We start from the raw sequence: 25,495 nt of genomic DNA on the forward strand, positions 1-25,495 counted from the left end.
CAAAAACGAAAATAAACAAAAAACAAAATTAAAATGACTTTTAAAGAACAAATACAACAAGGTATACCTAACGAACTACCAAATATAAAACCATACGAAACACAAATCAATCACGCACCTAAGCGAAAAGAAATTCTTTCAGATACTGAAAAAAAATTAGCACTACAAAACGCTTTACGCTATTTCGAACCAAAACATCACGCAACCTTACTTCCAGAATTCAAAGAAGAACTAGAAAAATACGGACGTATTTACATGTATCGTTTTCGTCCTGATTACGAAATGAAAGCACGTCCTATTTCAGAATATCCAGGAAAAAGCGAGCAAGCAAAAGCTATTATGCTAATGATTCAAAACAACTTGGATTATGCAGTAGCCCAACATCCACACGAATTAATTACTTATGGTGGAAACGGAGCTGTTTTTCAAAACTGGGCACAATATCTTTTAACCATGCAATATTTGTCTGAAATGACGGACGAACAAACTTTAACCATGTATTCAGGTCATCCAATGGGTTTGTATCCAAGCCATAAAGACGCTCCTAGAGTTGTTGTTACAAATGGTATGGTAATTCCTAATTACTCCAAACCAGATGACTGGGAAAAAATGAATGCACTGGGAGTTTCTCAATACGGACAAATGACAGCTGGAAGCTATATGTACATTGGTCCACAAGGAATTGTTCATGGTACAACAATCACCGTTCTAAATGGTTTTAGAAAAATAAAAAAAACACCTCTAGGAGGTTTATTTGTAACCTCAGGTCTAGGTGGAATGTCAGGAGCCCAACCAAAAGCAGGAAATATAGCAGGCTGTGTTACAGTTTGTGCTGAAGTCAACCCAAAAATAACACATATTCGTCATTCACAAGGTTGGATTAACGAAATAATAGACAATATTGATGAATTAGTACCTAGAGTTAAAAAAGCTCTAGAAAATAAAGAAATAGTTTCAATCGCCTATTTAGGAAACATTGTTGAGGTTTGGGAATGTTTTGATAAAGAAAATTTACATATAGATTTAGGTTCTGACCAAACTTCACTACATAATCCATGGGCAGGTGGTTACTACCCTATTGGATTCACATTTGAAGAATCAAATGAAATGATGGCTAATAATCCATCCAAGTTTAAAGAAGAAGTTCAAAAAACACTACGTCGTCATGCAGATGCAATAAATAAACATACAGCAAAAGGAACCTATTTCTTCGACTATGGAAATGCTTTCTTGTTAGAAGCATCTCGTGCTGGAGCAGATATAATGGCTCCAAATGGAATCGACTTTAAATATCCAAGTTATGTTCAAGATATCATGGGACCTATGTGCTTCGATTATGGTTTTGGGCCATTCCGTTGGGTTTGTGCCTCAGGAAAACCAGAAGATTTAACAAAAACCGATCAAATTGCTTGCGATGTTTTAGAAGAAATGATGCAAAATTCTCCACAAGAAATTAAACAGCAAATGGCTGATAATATTCAATGGATAAAAGGAGCACAAGAAAATAAACTAGTTGTAGGTTCACAGGCTCGAATTTTATATGCAGATGCAGAAGGAAGAATTAAAATAGCTGAAGCTTTTAATAAAGCAATAGCTAAAGGAGAAATTGGTTATGTTATTCTTGGTCGAGATCATCACGATGTTTCTGGAACTGATTCTCCTTATAGAGAAACTTCAAACATATATGATGGCTCTCGTTTTACGGCTGATATGGCAATACAAAACGTAATTGGAGACAGCTTTAGAGGAGCTACTTGGATTTCCATTCACAATGGTGGAGGTGTTGGTTGGGGCGAGGTAATCAATGGAGGTTTCGGCATGGTTCTTGATGGTAGTAAGGAAGCATCGAGACGTTTAGAATCAATGCTTTTTTGGGATGTAAACAACGGAATTTCAAGAAGAAGTTGGGCTAGAAATGAAGGTGCTATTTTTGCAATTAAAAGAGCAATGGAGACGCAACCTTTATTGAAAGTTACCATCCCTAATATAGTAGATGAAAAATTATTATAGTTCCATGTTTAAAGCTTCGTGTTTACATAAAACAACTTTAAACCTGTAACTAGAAACTTTAAATTATATTGTTATGAAAGCACTAAAATTAATTCCATTAGTAATACTACTTATCTTAGTATCTTGTAGTTCTGTTAGAGTGAATGCCGATTATGATAAAAAGGCAAACTTTAGCAATTATAAAACTTATGCCTATTTAAAAAGCAGCATAGATAAAGCAGAAATTTCTGACTTAGATAAAAAACGAATTCTTCGCTCCATAGACGAAGTAATGAGTTCAAAAGGGTTTAGTAAAAGTGAAAATCCAGATATGCTAATAGGTATATTTACTAAAGAACGTGAGCGAGTAGATGTCTACAACAACGCTGGTTTCGGTTGGGGCTTTGGATGGGGCTGGAATCCTTATTGGGGAATGAATTATAATAGAGCTTATGTAACTCAAGAAGGAACATTATTTATTGATATTTTAGACGCAAAGTCTAAAGAAATGATTTGGCAAGGAGAAGGAAGTGGTAATTTAACAAAGGATACCCACAAAAAAGATGAAAGAATTATGGAATTTGTTTCAAAAATTTTAGAACAATATCCTCCAACCATAAAATAAATTCGATTTAAATATGTTTAAATATATCTAAAAAGGATTTTTAAAATTAAAAATTTATCATTTAATAAAAATAACATACAAATTCAAAAAAATAACCTTTTTAATAAATATTTTTTTACATTTGTAAAAGTTAATAAAACACATGTATAAAACAGTTATTATTATTATTGTCTCTATTATTATTATTCCTTTTTTGGGATAGGAGACTTTATGTATAAACATATTAGAAGCCTCCTTTTTGGAGGCTTTTTTTATTTAAAAAATTTTAATTTAAAAATGAACAACATACTATTACTATTAATTATTGTCATTATTATCATTCGTCCATCAGAACGAGTCAGGTAATTATGCTCATATAGTAAAGCCTTTCTCAAAACAGAAAGGCTTTTTTTATGCAATAAAAACAGATATTAAGTATAAATAAAATTCTAACATCATAAAATAAAAAATACAAATAAATGAAAATCAACAACTTAACAACATTAAAGCTTCTTTAAATATTGTATAACTTATTTATATCAGATTAACAACCAAAAGTCACACTAGTACATTTACAATTTATTACAATAAAAAATGAATACAAATACAAATCCATATTACAACGAAAAAACATTGCTATTCTTTAATGGCAAATTTAAAAAAGCCGCTACAACTACAACTGATCTTTACGGACAAACATTACACTATGGTTATGGCGCGTTTGAAGGAATTAGAGCTTATAAAACAACATTTGGAACAAAAATATTTAAAGCAACTGAGCATTATGAAAGATTAAAAAAATCATGTGAGCTTATAAATATTCCCTTCTCATACAACATTGATGAGTTAATCGAAAAATCTTACGAATTATTAGAGAAAAACAATCTTAGTGATGCCTATTTAAGACCTATTGTATTTTGTAATCCAAATATGAGTCTAACAAAACCCACTAGTGTAAATATAATGATATGCGCTTGGAAATGGGGAACCTATTTAGGTGATAATTTATTAGATCTTAGCGTTTCTTCTTATTGCAGACCTCATCCAAAAACAATCAAAATAGAAGCAAAAGTTTGTGGACATTATATTAACTCTATACTAGCAACTAATGAAGCAAAAAATAAAGGCTTTGATGAAGCTCTTTTACTAGACACAGAAGGATTCATAGCTGAAGGTCCTGGTGCTAATTTGTTTTTTGAAAAAGATAAAATGCTGTTCACTCCTCAGTTAGGTAACATTTTACCTGGTATCACTAGAGCTACAATAATTGAACTTTGTTGCCAACTAGGAATTAAATTAAATGAAGGTCAATATAAATTGGAACAACTTAATGAGGCAGATTCAGCTTTTTATTGCGGAACGGCTGCAGAAGTTATTGGAATAAAATCAATCGACAAAAAAGAATTCTCACTTGACTGGGAAAAAAGTCTAGGAAAAAAATTACAAACCGCTTATAAAAACCTAGTGTTAGAACAACAATTCTCACTTCAAAATTAAAAAAATGCAATTAAATAAACATAGTAAAACAGTTACACAAGATCCTACACAGCCTGCAGCTCAAGCCATGCTTTATGGCATCGGTTTAGATGACAAACAACTAGCCCAACCTTTTATAGGTATCGCTTCAATGGGTTATGATGGAAATACATGTAACATGCACTTAAACCATTTAGCTTCTTTAATCAAACAAGAAGTAAATCAAACTGAAATGGTGGGTCTTATTTTTAATACTATTGGAATAAGTGATGGAATTACCAATGGAACCGATGGTATGCGCTATTCTTTAGTGAGTAGAGAAATAATTGCTGATAGTATAGAAAGTGTTGTTGATGGACATTATTATGACGCTGTAATTGCAATTCCAGGTTGTGACAAAAACATGCCAGGTTCTATTATAGCCATGGGAAGATTAAATCGACCTTCTATTATGGTGTACGGTGGAACAATTGCTCCTGGAAAATATCAAGGAAAAGATTTAAATATAGTTTCTGCTTTTGAAGCACTAGGTGAAAAAATTGCAGGAAAAATATCCGAAGAAGAGTTCAAAGGAATTATCAAAAATTCCTGTCCAGGTGCTGGTGCTTGTGGTGGAATGTATACAGCAAACACAATGGCAATTGCAATTGAAGCACTAGGAATGAGTCTTCCCTACTCTAGTTCAAACCCTGCAGTTTCCCATGAAAAAATGGAAGAATGTAAGCAAGCAGCATCGTATATCAAATTACTATTAGAAAAAAATATTTGTCCAAAAGACATCATGACGTTTAAAGCCTTTGAAAACGCAATTACCACTCTAATTGCACTTGGAGGAAGTACGAATGCTGTTTTACACATTATAGCAATGGCGAAAAGTGTAGGTGTAAAAATTACTCAAGACGATTTTCAAAGAATAAGTAATAAAACACCTCTTATTGCTGATTTTAAACCAGGGGGAAATTATTTAATGCAAAACCTTCACGAAAATGGAGGTGTACCAATGGTCTTAAAATATCTACTTTCCAAAGATATGCTACACGGTGATTGCTTAACAGTAACAGGAAAAACTTTAGCCGAAAATTTAAGCAATATTGTAGATATCGATTTTGAAAATCAGAATATCATTCGACCTGTTGAAAAACCAATAAAAAAAACAGGTCATCTTCAAATTTTATATGGGAATCTCGCTACAAAAGGTTCTGTTGCCAAAATTACAGGAAAAGAAGGTGAAAAATTTTCCGGTCCAGCCAAAGTATTTGATGGTGAAAAAGAATTAATTAAAGGAATTGAAGATAAAAAAATACAAGCTGGAGATGTTATTGTCATTCGTTATGTAGGACCAAAAGGTGGTCCAGGAATGCCAGAAATGCTAAAACCAACCTCAGCTATTATTGGTGCTGGTTTAGGAAAAAGTGTAGCACTTATTACAGATGGAAGATTCAGTGGTGGAACACATGGTTTTGTTGTGGGTCATATTTCACCTGAAGCTTATGATGGTGGTACAATTGCATTGGTAAAAGATGGTGATTTAATCGAGTTAGATGCTATAAACAATTCTATTCATTTAGCTATTTCCGATACCGAATTAGAAAACAGAAAAAAAGCTTTTGTCCAACCAAAACCAAAGGTTACAAAAGGAGTTTTATACAAATATTTAAAATTGGTAACAGACGCTTCAGAAGGTTGTGTTACTGACGAATTATAATACCAATACTATGGAAACACTAGAACAAAAAACATTGGAAAACAACATTGGAAAAACTCATAATGTATCAGGAAGTCTAGCTGTTATAGACGCTCTATTATCCGAAGACGTAACAACAGTATTTGGTTACCCTGGTGGCGCTATTATGCCTATTTACGATGCACTTTATGATTTTAATGATAGCTTAAAACACATTTTAGTTCGTCATGAACAAGGTGCTATTCATGCTGCACAAGGTTATGCTCGTGTAAGTGGAAAAACGGGTGTTGTATTTGCTACCAGTGGACCAGGCGCAACTAATTTAGTTACGGGTTTGGCTGATGCTCAAATTGACTCAACTCCTTTAGTATGCATCACAGGTCAAGTATTTGCTCATTTATTAGGAACTGATGCTTTTCAAGAAACAGATGTAATCAACATCACTACTCCTATTACAAAATGGAATTACCAAGTAACAGATGCCAATGAAATCTCTGAAGTATTAGCCAAAGCCTTTTACATTGCAAGTTCAGGAAGACCTGGACCAGTTCTAATTGATATAACCAAAAACGCACAATTACAACTCTTTGAATATAAAGGTTATAGACAATGCGTACATATAAGGAGTTATAGAGCAGAACCTATCGTAAGAAATGAATATATAGAACAAGCAGCTCAATTAATAAACGAAGCAAAAAAACCATTCATAATTTTTGGTCAAGGTGTTATATTAGGAAATGCAGAAAAGGAATTCTTAACTTTTATCGAAAAAACTGGAATTCCAACGGCTTGGACTATTATGGGAATGAGTGCTATTCCAACAAATCATCCTCTTGCTGTAGGAATGCTGGGTATGCATGGTAATTATGGTCCAAATTATCTAACAAATGAATGTGATGTTCTAATTGCTATTGGAATGCGTTTCGATGATCGTGTTACTGGTCGTCTAGACAAATATGCAAAACAAGCTAAAGTAATTCATCTCGATATTGATCCTGCAGAAATTGATAAAAATGTACAAACAACTGTAGCTGTTTGGGGAAATTGTAAAGAAACTCTACCTCTTTTATCAGCATTGGTTCAAGAAAAAACACATCCTGAATGGTTCGAAGAATTTAATATCAAAAAAGAAAAAGAAACCAAGCAACTTATTGAAAAAGAACTAAATCCAACCGAGGGTGAATTAACTATGGGAGAAGTTTTAAATGTTTTAAATGAATTAACTAATGGTGAAGCTGTTATTGTTACTGATGTAGGCCAACATCAAATGGTGGCTTGTAGATATGCAAAGCAAACACAGTCGAGAAGCAACATTACTAGTGGTGGCTTAGGTACAATGGGATTTGCAATACCAGCAGCTATTGGAGCAAAATTTGGAGCTCCTGAAAGACAAGTTATTGCCATCATGGGTGATGGTGGTGCCCAAATGAACATACAGGAACTTGGAACCATTATGCAATTTAAGCCAAATGTAAAAATGCTAATCCTCAATAACAGTTTCTTAGGAATGGTTAGACAATGGCAAGAATTATTTCATGAAAAACGCTATTCTTTTACCGATATTCAAAGTCCAAATTTCGTCACACTAGCAAGTGCTTATAACATAGCAGGGAAGCAAATCTCAAGAAGAGAAGAATTAAAAACCAGTCTAAAAGAAATGTTAGATCATCCTGAATCTTATTTGTTAGAAGTAGCAGTCTTACATGAAGACAATGTTTTCCCAATGGTTCCTCAAGGTAAAGGAGTAGCAGAAATCGTATTAAGTAAAGAAGAGATATAAGATTATGAAACAAGAACACACATTAACCGTTTATAGCGAAAATCAAGTTGGTCTTCTAAACAAAATTGCTATTATTTTTTCCAGACGAAAAATAAACTTAGAAAGTTTTAACTCGTCTCCAAGTGAAATCGAAAAAATTTATCGCTTCACCATTGTAGTTAAAGAAACTGAAGAGGTAGTTCGCAATCTAGTGCGTCAAATAGAGAAAATTGTAGATGTTTTCAAAGTATATAATAATACAAATGAGGAAATCATTTGGCAACAAATAGCCTTATACAAAGTACCAACAAGTGTAATCATGAAAGATGTGAAAGTGGAACGTCTTTTAAGACAGTTTGGTGCTAATGTAGTTGTTATTCGCAACGATTATACCGTTTTTGAAGCTACAGGTCAAGATGATGAAATTAATAATTTATTAAAAGAATTAGATAAATATGGGCTAATTGAATTTGTCAGAAGTTCACGCATAGCAATCATAAAATCAAGTGAAGGAGTTCATAAAAAAGTGCTGGATATGCAAAAAAACGATCCAAGGAAATCACCAATTAATAATGAATATTTGAATAGCAAGAGTAAAATCTTTCAGATGTAGTTTGAAAAGAAAATAGAATAAAGAAAATAGATAATAAATTAAAGAATTAGCCCAGATAGTAGTGAAAATCCTTTTTTAAAAAAATGCTAGTTTTTGTTTTTAGAAAAAAGCGACCAACGAAAGCTCTTTTTATAAATTACAAAAATGGATTCTTTTTAAAAAAGATTGTAGCGAGTAGATGGATTTGCTCCTAAAAACAATAAAAATTAAAAAAATAAATATACAATGTCAAATTATTTCAACACATTACCACATCGTTTAAAAGTACAAGAATTAGGAAAGTGCGATTTTATGGATAGTACTGCATTTGCAAATGGTGTAGAAAAACTAAAAGGAAAAAAAATAGTAATTATTGGTTGTGGTGCTCAAGGTTTGGCTCAAGGTCAAAACATGAGAGATAGTGGATTACAGGTGGCTTATGCACTTCGTAAAGAAGCTATTGAGGGAAAAAGAGCCTCTTTTGTAAATGCAACTGAAAATGGTTTTGAAGTAGGAACATTTGAAGAAATTATCCCAACAGCAGATTTAGTTTCAAACCTAGCACCAGACAAACAACATACTGATGTAGTCAAAAAAATTGTGCCTTTAATGAAAAAAGGTGCTTGCCTGTCATATTCACATGGTTTCAATATTGTAGAAGAAGGCATAAAGATTCGTGAAGATATTACAGTAGTAATGATTGCTCCAAAATCTCCTGCTTCTGAAGTAAGAGCAGAATATTTAAGAGGTTTTGGTGTACCAACATTAATTGCTGTACATTCTGATAATGACCCTAATGGTGATGGTTTAGAAATCGCAAAAGCTTATTGTGTAGGAACTGGTGGTGATAGAGCTGGTGTTCTATTATCATCATTCGTGGCAGAAGTAAAATCAGATTTAATGGGTGAACAAACTATTTTATGTGGCTTATTACAAACAGGTTCTATTTTAAGTTTCGACAAAATGGTCGAAAGTGGAATCGATGCTGGTTATGCTTCAAAACTAGTACAATATGGCTGGGAAGTAATTACGGAAGCTTTAAAAATTGGTGGTATCACTAATATGATGGATCGTTTATCAAATCCTGCAAAAATTGAAGCTTTCAAATTAGCCGAAGAATTAAAGAATACAATGAAGCCTTTATTTGAAAAACACATGGACGATATATTATCAGGTCATTTTTCTAAAACAATGATGGAAGACTGGGCTGCTGGTGATAAAAACCTTTTGACATGGAGAGAAGCAACAGGGCAAACTAATTTTGAAAAAACTCCTGCTACTGATATAAAAATTAGTGAACAAGACTATTTCGATAATGCAACTTTAATGGTAGCCTTTGTAAAAGCAGGTGTAGAATTGGCTTATGAAACTATGACTATTTCTGGTATCAAAGAAGAATCAGCTTATTATGAGTCTTTACATGAAGCTCCGCTTATCGCGAATACTATTGCTCGCAAAAAATTGTTCGAAATGAACCGAGTAATTTCAGATACAGCAGAATATGGTTGCTATTTATTTGATCATGCTTGTAAACCTCTTTTAGCTAATTTCATGAAGAAAATCGATACAAATTTAATTGGTAAAAACTTCAATGAAACAGCTAATAAAAATGTAGACAATTTCGAGTTAGTAAAAGTAAATGCAAGTATTAGAAATCATTCTATAGAAATATGTGGTGCCCAATTGCGTGCAGCAATGACAGCAATGAAAAAAATTGTAGAATAAATTATAAAACATCCATACTTGTTTTAAAGATTATAATTAAAACAGATTTTAAATCATGCTAACAACGACAATGACAGTATTTGAAGAAGTACTCGAAGCCAAAAAACAATTTAATGGAGTAGTCTATCCTACTCCATTACTTCCTAATAGAAATTTATCTCACAATTTCAACGCGAATATTCTTCTAAAAAGAGAAGACTTACAAGTTGTTCGATCTTATAAAATAAGGGGAGCTTACAACAAAATGAGTTCGCTTACTGAGATTGAAAAAAAACAAGGAATAGTATGTGCTAGTGCAGGAAATCACGCGCAAGGTGTGGCTTATTCTTGTCATTTACTCCAAATTAAAGGCAAAATTTTTATGCCTAAAACGACTCCTAAACAAAAAATCAAGCAGGTTCAACTTTTTGGAAAAGAATACATAGAAATTATCCTTATAGGTGATACTTTTGATGATGCTTATGCTTCCGCAAATACAACTTGCTTAGAAGAAAACAAAGTATTTATTCATCCTTTTGATGATATAAAAGTCATTGCAGGTCAAGGAACCGTTGGCTTAGAAATTTTAGAAGACTACAAAGACCCTATTGATTATGTATTTATTCCTATTGGTGGTGGTGGGTTAGCTTCTGGATTATCTACAGTATTTAAAGAATTGAGTCCTAATACAAAAATTATTGGTGTAGAACCTCAAGGTGCACCTTCAATGAAAACTTCAATTGAAAAAGGAGAAAATACGCGCTTAGAAAATATTGATAAATTTGTAGATGGTGCAGCTGTGAAGCAAGTTGGCAATCACAATTTTAAAATTTGCAAAAAAAACTTAGACGATATTATTTTAGTTCCAGAAGGAAAAGTCTGCTCTACTATTTTGCAATTGTATAATGAAGAAGCTATGGTAGTTGAACCAGCTGGTGCTTTAACCATTGCAGCCTTAGACTTTTATAAAGATAAAATTAAAGGCAAAAATATAGTATGCATTGTGAGTGGAAGTAACAATGATATTGAACGCACAGCAGAAATTAAAGAACGTTCTTTACTATATGAAGGATTGAAACATTACTTTATGATTCAATTTCCACAACGACCAGGTGCATTGAAAGAATTTGTAAACGAGATTTTAGGTGATGATGATGATATTACTTATTTCCAATTCAAACAAAAAAACAGTAGAGAATCAGGTCCAGTAATTGTAGGTTTAGAATTAAAAAATAAAACCGACATTACTCCTATTCAAACAAAAATGAAAGAAAAAGGGTTTGAATTTCATTATCTCAATGAAAAAGAGGATTTATTTGCTCAATTAATTGGATAAAATATTAGGATTTGGTTTTAGTTTTAGTTGCAAAGTCTTACAGGAAACTGTAAGACTTTTTTAAACCAAATTAATATGTTTTTACTAATTTTTAATTAAGAAAGGAATCTAATTTAACTTCTTAATAAACCATTATTTCAATTGAATTTTCATTAAATTTTACTTTATTGACGCTCAATTTCATCCAGTCAAATAAAAAAATAAACATTGGAAAATTATACTGTTATTTTATTGGTAATAAAACACTAAAACCTATTTTTTATTCAAAAATATTTAACAATTTAAACATTTTTGTGATATTTATGTTTTTGAAAAAACATAAAAATAAGTTGTAAAAAACATTTAATCGATGTTATACTACATTTAATCGGTAAAAATTTTAAAACTATTAGTAATTATTACATTTGCCCAACTTAAATAACCCTTAACTAACAAATCATTATTATAAAATGAAAAAACTACTACATTTATTTATCTTATTGTTTTCTTTCATTTCCTATGGTCAGTTGTCAGAAGATTTTGAAGGAACTTCTGTTCCTACTCTACCTACTTGGGGATTGACATCTGGAACATGGGCAATAGTTGACAATATGATTGGAACCGCACAAAGCTGGGAATTAGCACCAACTGGTCAAGCCTACGCTGGAACTAGAGCAGCTTATTTAAATAGAGAAAATGTACCAGACGGTTCATTAGCTCAAGATTGGTTGATTACACCAGCTGTTATCATTCCTTCGGATGGGCAACTTCGATTTTTTACAAAATTAACCCAAGCTGGAATTCAAGGAAGCAACTTTACTATTCGAATTGCAGATGCTGACACTTTTGCTCAAAATGACATAGGAAATTTCAGTATTATCCAAACTTGGAATGAATCTACATTAATGAACGGTACAACGGCAACTGAACAAACTACTTATATACAAAAAGTAGTTGATTTAAGTACTTATACTGGACAAAACCTATTTGTAGCATTTGTAATGGAAAATGACAATGGTGATAGATGGATTATAGATAATGTGAATATTACCTCTAAGTGTTTAGATATTACAACTCAGACTGTTTCTAATGTGTCTGATGTATCTGTATCTTTAGGTTGGGATAATCCTTCTGGAGCATCTCAATGGGATATTCAATATGGACCTCCAGGTTTTGTTATTAATGATGCTAATGCAATTGCAATAAATGGAGTTACAACTAATCCATATGATTTAACAGGATTAACTCCTGCAACAACTTATGAGTTTTATGTAAGAGCAAATTGTGGTAATGATAATTTTAGTGAATGGATAGGTCCATTTTCATTTACAACAGGAATTTGTGCTGTTTCAGATCAATGTGAGTTTACTTTTAGGATGACAGATTCATATGGTGATGGATGGAATGGTGCTACAATGCAAGTAAATCAATTAGGAGTTACTTTAGCAACAATAGGGCCAACATTTACTACAGGATCTGGTCCAATTGATGTTGTCGTGTCATTGTGTAGTAACCAACCATTTGAACTTTTTTGGAGCAATGGTGGAAGTTATCCTAATGAAGTTGGAGTTTCCATACTTGACCCATTAGATGTCACTATATTTAACATGCCCAATCAAAATGGAGCATTGGCAGGAACTGTCCTTTATAGCGCACCTGCTTCTTGTACACCTCCAACATGTCCACAACCTTCTGATATACTAATTTCTTCCTTGACTACTAGTACAGGAACTGTTTCTTGGTCTGATAATACATCAGGAAATGCTACTCAATGGGAAGTTATAATTCAGCCAGTCGGCACTGGTTATCCACCTCCTGGCGCAACACCAACAGCAACTGTTTCTGCAACTAATTATAATTTTACAGGTTTAAATTCTGCTACAGAATATGAAGTTTATGTACGTGCAATTTGTGGTGCATCAGATACAAGTTTTTGGGAAGGTCCTGAAACTTTTGAAACTACAATTTGTGACCCAACTGACCAATGTATGTATAGCTTCATTTTAACTGACAGTTATGGTGATGGTTGGAATGGTAATACCATGAATATTACTCAAAATGGTATTTTAGTTGGCACTATAGGTCCTGGTTTCTCAGGCTCTGGACCAACAACTGTTCAATTCCCAATTTGTGATGGAATTCCTTTCGAATTATTTTGGAATTCTGGAGGTTCATTTGCATATGAAGTAGGTATACAAATAATCGACCCTTTTGGAGATGATTTATTTACACATACACCTGGTACAGGATTACAAAATACGGTTTTATACAGTAGTGTAGGAAGTTGTACTCCGCCAACATGTATTAGACCAACAAATCTTACTGTATTGTCATCACAAGCTGACTATGCTATAGTTTCTTGGACAGAAAACAATCCTGGTATCGCGAGTTGGCAAATTGTAGTACAACCAGTTGGAACAGGTTATCCAGACGTTTCCTCTATAATCATTCCTGCAAATTCAAACCCATTTACTATAACTGGATTAGACCCTTCAATGCAATATGAATTTTATGTCGCTTCAGATTGTGGAGCAGTTGATGGTATTAGTAATTGGGCAGGACCAATTGCATTTGAAACACAACTTATAAATTGCTATAATAGTAATTTAACACCTCTATTAGTAGGAGATGCTGTAACCCTTAGCGAATGTTGCTATAGAGTAACAGAAGACGATCTTTCACAAGGTGGAGCAATTTGGTATGATAATGTAATTAATCTAAATACTGATTTCCAAATAATTTTTGAAGCTAGTTTTGGAGATGATGACAATGGTGCAGACGGAATTGCTTTTGTCTTGAAAAAAGATGCAACTCCAATAATTGGTGTTACCGGAACAGGAATCGGATATCAAGGAATTGATAATTCTCTAGCCGTAGAATTTGACACTTATGATAATGGATTTAATGGAGACATACCAGCAGATCACCTTGCTATACTAGCTAATGGAAATACGGAACACAATAATGCTAATAATTTAGCAGGTCCTATTGTTGCATCTGAAACATCAGCTAATATTGAAGATGGTACAGGACATGAAGTTAAAATATTATGGGAAGTAGCCACTCAAACACTAACAGTAATTTTTGACTGTAGTCAGAGATTAACTTATACTGGAGATATTGTTAATACAATTTTTGGAGGAGATCCAAATGTATATTTCGGTTTTACAGGTTCTACTGGAGGTTTTTCAAATCAACAAGAACTATGTTTTAAATATTTATCATTTATAAATCCTTATAATCTAGCAGATAAAACTATTTGTGCAGCTTCTTCTGTTACAGATATTGATGCTAGTTATACAAATGCAACTAACTATTCTTGGTCTCCTACAACTGGAGTGAGCGATCCAACAATACCAAATCCTGTATTTACACCAACAACAAGTACTACTTATACAGTTGAAATTACTGATGAATGTGGTTTTATAATAGAGTATAGTTTCTTTGTTGAAGTCCTTGACCCAGTTGTAGCTACAGTTACAGAAAACCTAAGTCCTATTTGTATTGGTGATGATGCTATTTTCAATATAACAGGATCACCTAATGGAACAGTAAGTTATAATGTAAATGGAATTGATGATTCTATCCTACTTGACGCAAGTGGTAATGGTATTGTTACTTCTCCAAACGCAACGATAGATCAAACTATTACTTTAACTAACATTACTACTAGTTCAACAACATTAATACATCATGCTATAAATGCTACTGGTGGTATAGATCCAGTTAATGCATTAGGATCTATTGAAGCTGCTGGAACAAATGCTACAACTGCAAATGCTACTCAGATAACTATAACCAATCCGCTTTTAATTTTAGAATTGGATGATTTAGTACCTGCAGGAACATCAATAACAATAAGTGCTGCTAAAAATGATACTGCGGGTGAAATTACAGTTACTGATGGAAATACAACTATTACTTTAAATAATGGAAATATCTCAGAATTAAACCAAACAGTTTTTGTAACTACTGTTCCAACTAACACAATTACATTAGAATACACAAATGGTAGTTATTGGGTTGACGGAATATCTTATGATTTCATCTTCAGTGGTTGTAGTAATTCTTTGAATGAAACTGCTGTTGTTGCTGTTAATTCTCCCGCCGCTGCAACTTTCAACAATATAACATTATGTGAAGGTGATTTAAACACCTCTTTGCCTTCTTCTTCATTAGAAGGTTATACTGGTGTTTGGGATGCTTCAAATATAGATTCTTCAATTGCTGGAAATTACACATATACATTCACACCTGATGTGGGTCAATGTGCAACAGATGGTACTTTAAGTGTTGAAATTGTATCTAAAGATATTGTTACTTTTGAAGCTTTTGAAACTTGCATGAATTCAAGTGCTAACTTCCCTACTTTATCCATTGAAGGTTATACCTTATCTGGTACTTGGTCTCCTTCAACTATTGCAACTTCTCAAGAAGGAGTTAGTAACTACATTTTCACACCTGATGATGTTTGTTATGATACAGCTATATTTACAGTAACTACTATCAGCTGTACGATTCAAAAAGGTATTTCACCTAATACAGATGGTCTGAACGATACATTTGATTTATCAGGGTTTAATGTAAGTAAACTAGAGATTTTCAATAGATATGGTAAAGAAGTTTATACAAAATCAGGTTATGAAAATGAATGGTTTGGTCAAACCAATAATGGAGATGAACTTCCAGATGGTACTTACTATTATGTAATAGAATTTGCCGATATGGAGTCTAGAACAGGTTGGATTTATATAAACAGACAACAATAAAACTAAATATACTGCCTTCGTTTTTATGGAGGCAGTATTAAAAAATCAAAAATAAAATGAAGAAACTATATTTAGTAGCTTTAGGCATAATGTCAGTATTTATTGATGCAAATGCACAACAAGACCCTCATTATACACAATATATGTATAATATGAACGTCATAAATCCAGCTTATGCAGGTAGTAAGGAGAATTTAGCAATAGGGTTGTTATATAGAAAGCAATGGATTGAAATTGAAGATGCTCCTACAACAGGAACCTTATCAGGTCATATGCCAGTAGGTAAAAACGTAGGTTTAGGATTGTCTTTTATAACAGATAAAATTGGCCCAGTTGAAGAAAATAATTTGTACGGAGACTTTTCATACACCTTAAACCTTGGAGACGAACATCGTTTAGCTTTTGGTATTAAAACAGGACTTACTTTTCATAAGGTAGGTTTATTTAGTGATATAGGAAATGGAAATGTTCCAGATGCAAATGATCCTGCTTTTTCGCAAGATGTAAGCAATACTTATTTCAATATTGGTTCAGGACTTTTTTATTACACAGATAAGTATTATTTAGCTTTTTCTGTACCCAATATGCTAAAGTCAAAACATTTAGATTTACGAGTAAATGATGATCAAGTAGAATTTGGTTCAGAAACAAGCCATTATTTTTTAACAGGAGGATATGTTTTCGATTTAAACGAAAAAATTAAATTTAAGCCTTTCTTTATGTTAAAATCAGCTTTTAACGTTACTCCTTCTCTAGATGTATCCACTAATTTTTTATTTAATGAAAAGTTTGAAATAGGAGCAACCTATAGAATTGACGATAGTTTTGGAGCAATGATTAATTATGCCATATCACCAAATTTAAGAATTGGATATGCCTATGATCATATTGTATCTGATTTAAAAGTGACAACCCCATCATCACACGAGATCATCTTGCTATTTGACTTGAATTTTCCAAGAAAAGTATCTCGATCACCTAGATATTTTTAATTTAAAAGCGATAAAGACATGAAGAAACTATATATAACCTTAAGTTTTGTAATCGCTAGTGGATTGCTAAGTGCACAAAACTCAAAAACCAAAGATGCCGACAAACTATTTGATCGATTTGAATACATAGATGCCGCTTCCGCCTATTTAAAATTAACAGAAAAAGGATATGAAGACAGTTATGTTCAAAAAAGATTAGCAGATAGTTATTATAACGTTTTTAACACTGCCGAAGCTATAAAATGGTATGCTAAACTTGTTGAAGAAAAACTACAAGATGCAGAAATCTATTATAAATATGCTCAAATGTTAAAAGCAGAAGGAAACTATGATGAAGCTAAAAAACAAATGCAACAATTTGTTCAATTAAAGCCTAATGATGAAAGAGCCATTAGTTTTCAAAATAATCCAAATTATTTGGCCGATTTAAAAGCTAAAAGACCATTATTTGAAGTTAAAACCTCAGATATTAATAGCAACAAGTCAGATTTTGGAGCACTATTAACAGATGATAACACTGTTTATTTTACTAGTGCAAGAAATGAAGCTAGAAAAACCTCTGGATGGAACGATGAACCCTATTTAGATTTATACCAAGCTATATACAACGAAGATGGCACTCTTAGCGCACCCACTTTAGTAGAAAGTGTAAATACTAAATGGCATGACGGACCTGCAACTATTTCAGCAGATGGTACAATTATGTATATTACAAGTGAAAGTTTTAATGATAATAAATTTGAAAAATCAGATGATAAAAAATCTAAATTTAGTAGAATGTATCTATACAAAGCCACTAAAAATGATGGTAAATGGAGTAATTTAACAGCATTGCCAATAAATAGCACCGAATATTCATTACGTAATCCAAGTATTAGTAAAGATGGTAAAACTTTGTATTTCTCTTCAGATATGCCAGGAGGTTTAGGAGGAGAAGATATTTGGAAAGTAAGTGTTAACGGAGATGAATATGGAACACCCGAAAACTTAGGAGAAAAAATAAACACACCTGGAAACGAAAGCTTTCCTTTCATTACCAGCGAAAACATGCTATATTTCTCTTCAAACTCTAAACAAGGATTTGGAGGACTAGATGTTTTTGAAGCCGATTTAAACACAGGTTCAGAAGCTATTAATATTGGAGAACCTGTAAATACAGGAAAAGACGACTTTGCATTTAGCTTTAATACATCAAAAAAAGTAGCTATTTTTTCAAGCAATAGAGACGGAGTAGATAATTTATACATAGCAAGACCTATATGTGGTGTAAATGCAATAGTAATGGTTAAAAGCGCAACTACTAGAAAAGCAATTGAAAGCGCACTTATCAACGTATTAGATGATACCAATTCTTTAATTGCAACAAGTAATAGCAATGATGCTGGTCAACAAAGTTATGAGGTACAATGTGAAAAAGTATATACTTTTAAAGTATCCAAAGAAGGCTTTGAAGATGGTATCTTTACTATGCCAGCCTCACCAAATGGAGCTACACTTATAGAAGCCTACTTAGAGCCTATTAAACCTATAATAACCGAGAAAGAAGTTATTCTTCAACCTATTTATTTTGAGTTTAATAAAAGCAACATAACAGCACAAGGAGCAGAAGAGCTAGACAAACTAGTAGCAGTGATGAAGGAATATCCAAAAATGGTAATTTTTGCAAAATCACATACAGACAGTCAAGGTAAAGACAAGTACAACCTTGATTTATCAGAAAGAAGAGCACAATCCACAGTTCAATACATTATCTCAAAAGGAATTGACAAAGAAAGAATATCTGGTCAAGGATTTGGAGAAAGTGAATTAAAAATAAAGTGTGATAAATGTACCGATGAGCAACATGCTCAAAACAGACGCTCAGAATTCTTAATCATTAAAAAATAAACAACTACCCTTAATTAAATTATAATTGTATAATTTTTTAAAACCCTTAAAGATAATCTCTTTAAGGGTTTTGGCTTTTTATACTGTTTTTAAAAATAAATCTCTCAAAACAGTAACAACAAAACTCAGGTACATTTAAAAATGATTTGAAAAACTTTTATTGTGCCTTTTACAAAAAAAACTTCAAAAACAGCTTAACTATTTATTAATCAATTAGAAAGAAAAACTATAAAAAAAGATTATAGAAATTAAGTAACTAAAGTGAACCTAATTCACTTCATTCTGCTAATCAATGAAGTTTAGTTTTATTAACACATTTAACAAATTAATTTAAAAAAATACTATAATTAATTAATTAATATCTATATTTTTACCCCATATTAACTAAATCATAAAACCTTTTAAATGAAAAAAACTACTTTTATGTGTTTTTTATTATTGACTTTTTTCAGTCAATCTTATGCACAATTTACCGAAAACTTCGATGCAAGTACTACTTTACCTACTGGTTGGTCTATCATCAATGGAGGAGGAGCTAATGAATGGCTTATTAGTAACCAAGGAACGGGAGCATATTCTGGAACTAACATAGCAAGCATTAGCTATAACTCTACAGCACATGATGATTATTTAATTTCTCCTGCAATAAATGTAACTACTGGAGTTAATGATAGATTCTCATTTTATATTAAATCACTTTTTTCAAGTTTTTTAGAATCTTATGAAGTTTTATTATCTACAACCACTAATACATCAAATACTGATTTTTCTGTTGTATTACAATCCAATCAAACTGCAAGTGCCTCTTGGGAAAAAAAAGAATTCAGTTTAGCTAGCTATGTTGGTCAAACTGTATATATTGCTATCAGAGCTACTGGAACTGATGAATATATTTTAGGCGTAGATGATTTTGTAAATGATGCAAATCCATCTTGCCCTCAACCAACTGCATTGACAACTAATACCATTCTTCCTACAAGCGCAGAATTAAGTTGGATTGAAAATGGAACAGCATCTTTATACAATGTTGAAGTAGTAACTTCTGGAACTACTCCTACTGGAACTGCAACTGATATGGGAGTTAATAATCCTTTTAACAAAACGGGTTTAACACCTGCAACTTCTTATGATTATTATGTACAAGCAGATTGTGGAGGTGGTGACTTAAGTTTATGGTCTGGACCTTTTACTTTTACAACACCATGTAACCCTTATACAATCCCTTACTTTGAAGGTTTTGAATCAGGTTATACACAAAGTGTAGCTGTTGGAGGTTGTTTAACTCAAGAATCAGTAACAGGAACTCAGGTTTGGACAGCAAATTCAACTCTTACAGATTATAACAGAACTCCTCGAACAGGATCATGGAATGCTTATTTAAGATATAGTAATGATGATTGGTTATTTATTCCAATAGAGTTAGTTGGAGGAACTAGTTATACAATCGATTTTTATGCGCGTCAAGATGGATCAACTGCTACAGATTCAGATATTACAGTAAGCTATGGTACTTCAGCTTCTGCAGTTGGTATGACAAATTCAATTATCCCTGCTACAGGAATTATTAATGGAAATTATCAACAAATAATTGGTTCATTCACACCTGCAAGTTCTGGAACTTACTATGTAGGTATTAAAGGATATATGAATGGTAGCCCATGGTACATTTCATTAGATGATATTTCAATTAATGCGACCCCATCATGTGTAGCTCCTCTTTTAAGTTCTTTAACAGTAACAAATTTAATCAGTTCATCGGCATCTTTAGGATGGACTGAAGGTGGTTCGGCAACAACTTGGAATGTAGAATGGGGAGCAACAGGATTTACACAAGGCTCAGGAACTATGATTACAGGTACAACAACTAACCCTCATAATTTAACAGGTTTAAACCCTTCCACTTCCTATGACTTTTATGTACAAGCTGATTGTGGTGGAGATAGTAGTGCTTGGACAGGTCCTTACACATTCACAACTGCTTGTGTTGCAATTGATAGTTTTAATGAAAATTTTGATGGAGTAACCACACCAGATTTACCAACTTGTTGGTCTAGTCTTATAGATAATGGAGCGTCAACTTCTGCTTATGTTGAAACTTCAACTAGTGCAGACAATACGGCTCCTAATGGTGTAACTTTATATAATTCTAACTCTACTAGTACAGCTAACATTATGCTTATTTCTCCTTTATTGTCTAATTTAAGTGATGGTACTAACCAATTACGTTTTTTTGCAAGAGCATCAACAGATTCTCAAGACATTGAAGTAGGAACAATAACTAATACAGCTGATGGTTCTACATTTACACCTTTAACTACAGTAGATTTATCATCAACTTACACAGAATATATTGTTTCTTTTGACTCTTATTTTGGACTTGATAGTTATATTGCTATCCGTAGGTTATCAACATCAACCTATACTTATGTCTATTTGGATAATATTATATGGGAAACAATTCCAGCATGTCAGGATCCATTTGGTTTAGCTATAGCAAATCTTTCTGATGTGTCTGGAGATATTACATGGTCTGCTACTTCTGGAAATTATGAATATGTATTAGATACAAATGCAACTGACCCTACTGGTTCTGGAACAGGTTTAGCAACAGAAACTTATAATGCAACTGGTTTAACTCCATTAACAGATTATTATTTTCATGTAAGAACTGATTGTGGTGGAGGTACATTTAGTGGATGGTCAACATTTACGTTTACAACTTTAAATACACCACCTGCTAATAATAATTGTGCTAATGCTCAAGTTTTAACACTTGGTGGTGTTTTTGCTGATAATGCTGTTATAGGAACTAATGTAGATGCTACAGATTCTAATGAAACAGCTCCAGGTTGTGCTCTTTATTCAGGAGGTGATGTTTGGTATCAAGTTACAATTCCAGCTTCAGGAAATTTAACAATAGAAACTAATAGTTTAAGCGGAAGTTCTATTGCTGATACTGGTATGGCCGTTTATTCAGGATCTTGTGGTAGTTTAGTATTGATAGAATGTGATGATGATGATAGTGCTGATGGTAATTTTTCTTTAGTAGCTCTAACAGGTAGAACTGCTGGTGAAATTGTTTATGTAAGAGTTTGGGAATATGGAAATGATGTATTCGATGCATTCCAAGTTTCGGCTTATGATGCTAGTTTAAGTTCTTCTGCTTTTGATTTAACTAATTTTAGAGCTTATCCAAATCCAGTTAAAGATATACTTAATTTAGAATATACTTCAGATATAACTTCTATTAGTGTCTTTAATTTATTAGGACAAGAAGTATTATCTAATAAAGTGGATGCAACATCAGCAAAAATAGATATGTCACAATTAAATAGTGGTGCTTATATTGTTAATATTACTATTGACGGAGCCCAACAAGTAATTAAAGTGATTAAAGAATAATAAAAGTTTTATACTTATTTTTTTAAAGCTCCGAGAAATCTCGGAGCTTTTTATTTTCTTGTCTTTTCCTAAAAAAATTGACATAAAACTGAATAATTAGAATTAATAAAAAGTATATGTAACTATTTTAAAATATAATACCTTTGTAAAAATCTTTCTTTTTAAGTTATGGCGAAACGTAAAAAATTATTCCTGAAATTTTTAAAATTTTCTGGAATTGCAATTGTTATATTATTAAGTTTACTCTTTATTTTACCAATTGTTTTTGCAGATACTATTACCCAAAAAGTAAAAATATTTGCCAATGAAAAACTAGAAGGAGAACTCAACTTTAATAATTCTAGCTTGTCTTTTTTTACGCATTTCCCTTCTTTAACACTAACACTTGAAGATTTCAATTTAAACGGTTCTGCTCCTTTTCAAAATGAAAAATTGATTGTAGCAAATGAAATTAGCTTTGGGATTAATGTGAGCAGTTTATTTTTTGGCTATCAAACAGAAATTGATAAAATTTATTTAGACAAAGCGACTATTAATATCCAAATCAACAAAAATGGAGAAGCCAATTATAATGTTTATAAATCAACTGATACTTCATCCAGAGCTAATGAATCCTCAGCTTCATTACATTTAAAAAACATACAAATCAATAACAGCTATCTAGTCTATAATGATGCTTCTATAAAAATGATTATCGAAGCAAAAGGATTAAATTACAAGGGAAAAGGAAATTTACTAGATTCCGATTTTAAACTGGATACTTCTGCAAAAATTGATAGTTTAAGTTTTAGCTATGATGACAATGAATACCTAAAAAACAAAAAGGTAAAAGCCGATTTAATAACCAAAATAAACACCAATTCTCTTGCTTTTATTTTCGAAAAGAATGACTTAGTAATCAATAAATTACCCGTTGAATTTAGCGGCTTCTTTAATTTCCTTTCCAATGGATATGACATGGATTTTAATCTAAAAACAGAAAACAGCAACTTAGAGGATTTATTTACTGCTTTGCCAGCCGAATACGTTTCATGGAAAGACCAAACAGAAATGAAAGGAAAAACAGATGCTCTTTTCACTTTAAAAGGAAAATATAGCGCTTCCCAAAAACTGAATCCTGAAATGAATTTCAAAATTAGTGTAAGAGATGGTTTTATCAAAAATAAAAAAGCCCCTTACCCATTGGAGAACATTTATCTTAATTTAGAAACCAAATTACCCAATCTAGACATTAACCAATTACATCTTCAATTAGATTCCTTGTATTTCAAATTAAACAACAGCAAACTTAGTGCTATCTTAAAATCAGATGGTTTTGGTAAACAAATGGTTATTGATGCTAAAATAAAATCTAAAATAGATTTAAAATTAATTAATGATGCACTACAAATTCCTAATTTTAAAATAAGTGGACTATTAGATACTGATATACTTTCGAAAGGAATTTATAATAAAAACACTAGAAAATTTCCTGTAACCAAAGGCATTTTTAACGTAACCAATGGTTCCATTCAAACTACTTACTATCCAAAACCTATTGAAAAAATAAATATAAAAGCTCATCTAAATTGTCCTACAGATAATTTTTCAGATGCTTCATTTACTTTGGCTCCAGCCAATTTTTCCTTTGAAAAAGAACCTTTTACAGCTACAGCAACATTTACTAACTTTAATGATGTTCACTATAACATTAAAGCAAATGGAAGATTAAATGTGGCTAACATTTACAAAGTCTTCTCCCAAAAAGGATTAGATATAAACGGATTTATTAAAGCCAACATTAGCTTATATGGAAAGCAAAGTGATGCAACCAATGGAAATTATCAAAACTTAAAAAATAGCGGAACATTAGAAGTAATAAACATTGAAACTACTAACGATTATTTACCCAAACCTTTCTTAATTGAAAACGGACTTTTCACTTTCAATCAAGACCAAATGAACTTTAAAAATTTTCAAGGAAAATATGGACAATCTGATATCCTGATGAATGGTCACTTAGAAAATGTCATCAATTTTATATTATCGGATAATGAAATTATTAAAGGAACTTTTAATTTAAAATCTACTTTTTTAAATAGTAACGAATTCATTCCTGCAAACAATAACATTACTAAAGAAACAGAAACAACAACTGTCTCTTTTGGTGTGGTTGAAATACCTACGAATCTAAATCTAAACATACAAGCTCAAGTAAGACAAACTAAATATGATGATATTAACATAGAAAACCTTCAAGGGAAATTGGTAATTAAAGAAGGTGTTTTAGAATTAACTAATGCTTCTTTAGGAATTATTGGAGCAACTGCTAGTATGAATGCTATGTATAAAAACGAAGGTAGTCAAAAAGCCTATTTTGATTACACCATAAAAGCTAAAAACTTTGATGTTAAACGAGCCTATAACGAAATTACTTTATTTAAAGAAATTGTAACAGCAGCCGAACATGCTGAAGGTATTATTTCATTAGACTATAAACTAAAAGGCGTTTTAAACAATCAAATGGAACCTGTTTTACCTTCTCTTGAAGGTGGTGGAACACTTTCGGTAAAACAAGTAAAAATGAAAGGGTTCAAACTATTAAATAACGTAGCTCAAAAAACAGAAAGCAATGCTATTAAAGATCCCGATATTTCTAAAGTTGATATAAAATCGACTATTAAAAATAACCTTGTAACTATAGAGCGTTTTAAATTTAAAGTCGCTGGTTTTCGATTGCGATTTGAAGGTCAAAATAGTTTAGATGGCAAACTCAATTTAAAAATGAGAATAGGTCTTCCTCCATTAGGCATTATTGGAATCCCAATAAAAATAACAGGAACACAAGAGGAACCAAGTATTAAAATAGGCAAAAAAACACAAGACTTAGAAGAAACAGAATATATTGATGGTATTTCTCCATTAACAAATCCAACAGATTCAACGACTGTTTTTTTACCAACTATAGCCAAAGATAGTCTTGTACAACCAAAAACAATTCCTTTAGAGAAAGTAAAAGATAGTGTACCAATGCAAATCATTCAAAAAGATAGTATTCCAAAGAAAAAGGAAGAATAAACTAAAGATTAAAGAAAAAATCTTGTGACATTTTTATTTTAACTTTCATTTTGTCACAGTTTTTGTGACATTTTTAAAAAATAATTTATTTTGTCACAAAAAGTGTGGCATTAATTTTAAATTATTAAAAAATGCCACAGCTGCTTCTTAAAATCTAAAAGTTATGGAAACTTACATTTTTAGTTAAAGTGGAATTATTTGAAAAATAGAAGTCTTATAATATCTCTTCGCGTTTTCCAACAAACTAAACCTACAATCTTATCTT

General features: G+C 32.0%; 13 protein-coding genes. All 13 read left to right on the forward strand.

Annotated features, from left to right (window positions below):
• Positions 1–33 precede the first annotated feature (33 nt).
• The 13 genes from ACULEV_RS12735 (at position 34) to ACULEV_RS12795 (ending at position 25,230) form a co-directional block, all read left to right on the forward strand.
• A complete protein-coding gene (locus ACULEV_RS12735) occupies positions 34–2,010 on the forward strand; it encodes a urocanate hydratase (RefSeq protein ID WP_445455429.1) in 1,977 nt (658 codons plus the stop codon).
• A 73-nt stretch (positions 2,011–2,083) separates the two neighbouring features.
• Positions 2,084–2,614, forward strand: coding sequence for a DUF4136 domain-containing protein (locus tag ACULEV_RS12740; protein WP_445455430.1), 531 nt, complete (start codon positions 2,084–2,086; stop codon positions 2,612–2,614).
• A 573-nt stretch (positions 2,615–3,187) separates the two neighbouring features.
• Positions 3,188–4,090: a branched-chain amino acid transaminase gene (locus ACULEV_RS12745; protein ID WP_445455431.1), complete on the forward strand. Its 903-nt coding sequence runs from the start codon at positions 3,188–3,190 to the stop codon at positions 4,088–4,090.
• A 4-nt stretch (positions 4,091–4,094) separates the two neighbouring features.
• Complete coding sequence (gene ilvD / locus ACULEV_RS12750; protein WP_445455432.1) at positions 4,095–5,774, forward strand: dihydroxy-acid dehydratase; 1,680 nt, start codon at positions 4,095–4,097, stop codon at positions 5,772–5,774.
• 10 nt (positions 5,775–5,784) lie between these two features.
• The gene (ilvB, locus tag ACULEV_RS12755; protein ID WP_445455433.1) at positions 5,785–7,533 is read left to right on the forward strand and encodes a biosynthetic-type acetolactate synthase large subunit; all 1,749 of its coding nucleotides are present in this window, start codon (positions 5,785–5,787) and stop codon (positions 7,531–7,533) included.
• A 4-nt stretch (positions 7,534–7,537) separates the two neighbouring features.
• Complete coding sequence (gene ilvN / locus ACULEV_RS12760; protein WP_445455434.1) at positions 7,538–8,125, forward strand: acetolactate synthase small subunit; 588 nt, start codon at positions 7,538–7,540, stop codon at positions 8,123–8,125.
• A 225-nt stretch (positions 8,126–8,350) separates the two neighbouring features.
• Positions 8,351–9,829, forward strand: a complete 1,479-nt coding sequence (gene ilvC, locus ACULEV_RS12765) for a ketol-acid reductoisomerase (protein WP_445455435.1) — start codon at positions 8,351–8,353, stop codon at positions 9,827–9,829.
• A gap of 70 nt (positions 9,830–9,899) precedes the next feature.
• Entirely contained in the window at positions 9,900–11,144 is a 1,245-nt protein-coding gene (ilvA, locus tag ACULEV_RS12770; protein WP_445458547.1) for a threonine ammonia-lyase IlvA, read from the forward strand.
• A gap of 449 nt (positions 11,145–11,593) precedes the next feature.
• The gene (locus ACULEV_RS12775) at positions 11,594–15,892 is read left to right on the forward strand and encodes a lectin-like domain-containing protein (protein WP_445455436.1); all 4,299 of its coding nucleotides are present in this window, start codon (positions 11,594–11,596) and stop codon (positions 15,890–15,892) included.
• A gap of 56 nt (positions 15,893–15,948) precedes the next feature.
• Complete coding sequence (locus ACULEV_RS12780; protein WP_445455437.1) at positions 15,949–16,884, forward strand: PorP/SprF family type IX secretion system membrane protein; 936 nt, start codon at positions 15,949–15,951, stop codon at positions 16,882–16,884.
• Between the two features lie 18 nt (positions 16,885–16,902).
• On the forward strand, positions 16,903–18,771 hold the full coding sequence (locus tag ACULEV_RS12785) for an OmpA family protein (RefSeq protein ID WP_445455438.1): 1,869 nt from the start codon (positions 16,903–16,905) through the stop codon (positions 18,769–18,771).
• 405 nt (positions 18,772–19,176) lie between these two features.
• Complete coding sequence (locus ACULEV_RS12790; protein ID WP_445455439.1) at positions 19,177–22,173, forward strand: choice-of-anchor J domain-containing protein; 2,997 nt, start codon at positions 19,177–19,179, stop codon at positions 22,171–22,173.
• A gap of 168 nt (positions 22,174–22,341) precedes the next feature.
• Entirely contained in the window at positions 22,342–25,230 is a 2,889-nt protein-coding gene (locus ACULEV_RS12795; protein ID WP_445455440.1) for a hypothetical protein, read from the forward strand.
• Positions 25,231–25,495: the final 265 nt, after the last annotated feature.

Source organism: Flavobacterium sp. HNIBRBA15423, from assembly GCF_052655965.1.

Excerpts from the sequence above, each read along its gene's own strand:
- ACULEV_RS12735 (WP_445455429.1), top strand. The coding sequence starts at position 34 with ATGACTTTTAAAGAACAAATACAACAAGGTATACCTAACGAACTACCA.
- ACULEV_RS12740 (WP_445455430.1), top strand. The coding sequence starts at position 2,084 with ATGAAAGCACTAAAATTAATTCCATTAGTAATACTACTTATCTTAGTA.
- ACULEV_RS12745 (WP_445455431.1), top strand. The coding sequence starts at position 3,188 with ATGAATACAAATACAAATCCATATTACAACGAAAAAACATTGCTATTC.
- ilvD (WP_445455432.1), top strand. The coding sequence starts at position 4,095 with ATGCAATTAAATAAACATAGTAAAACAGTTACACAAGATCCTACACAG.
- ilvB (WP_445455433.1), top strand. The coding sequence starts at position 5,785 with ATGGAAACACTAGAACAAAAAACATTGGAAAACAACATTGGAAAAACT.
- ilvN (WP_445455434.1), top strand. The coding sequence starts at position 7,538 with ATGAAACAAGAACACACATTAACCGTTTATAGCGAAAATCAAGTTGGT.
- ilvC (WP_445455435.1), top strand. The coding sequence starts at position 8,351 with ATGTCAAATTATTTCAACACATTACCACATCGTTTAAAAGTACAAGAA.
- ilvA (WP_445458547.1), top strand. The coding sequence starts at position 9,900 with ATGACAGTATTTGAAGAAGTACTCGAAGCCAAAAAACAATTTAATGGA.
- ACULEV_RS12775 (WP_445455436.1), top strand. The coding sequence starts at position 11,594 with ATGAAAAAACTACTACATTTATTTATCTTATTGTTTTCTTTCATTTCC.
- ACULEV_RS12780 (WP_445455437.1), top strand. The coding sequence starts at position 15,949 with ATGAAGAAACTATATTTAGTAGCTTTAGGCATAATGTCAGTATTTATT.
- ACULEV_RS12785 (WP_445455438.1), top strand. The coding sequence starts at position 16,903 with ATGAAGAAACTATATATAACCTTAAGTTTTGTAATCGCTAGTGGATTG.
- ACULEV_RS12790 (WP_445455439.1), top strand. The coding sequence starts at position 19,177 with ATGAAAAAAACTACTTTTATGTGTTTTTTATTATTGACTTTTTTCAGT.
- ACULEV_RS12795 (WP_445455440.1), top strand. The coding sequence starts at position 22,342 with ATGGCGAAACGTAAAAAATTATTCCTGAAATTTTTAAAATTTTCTGGA.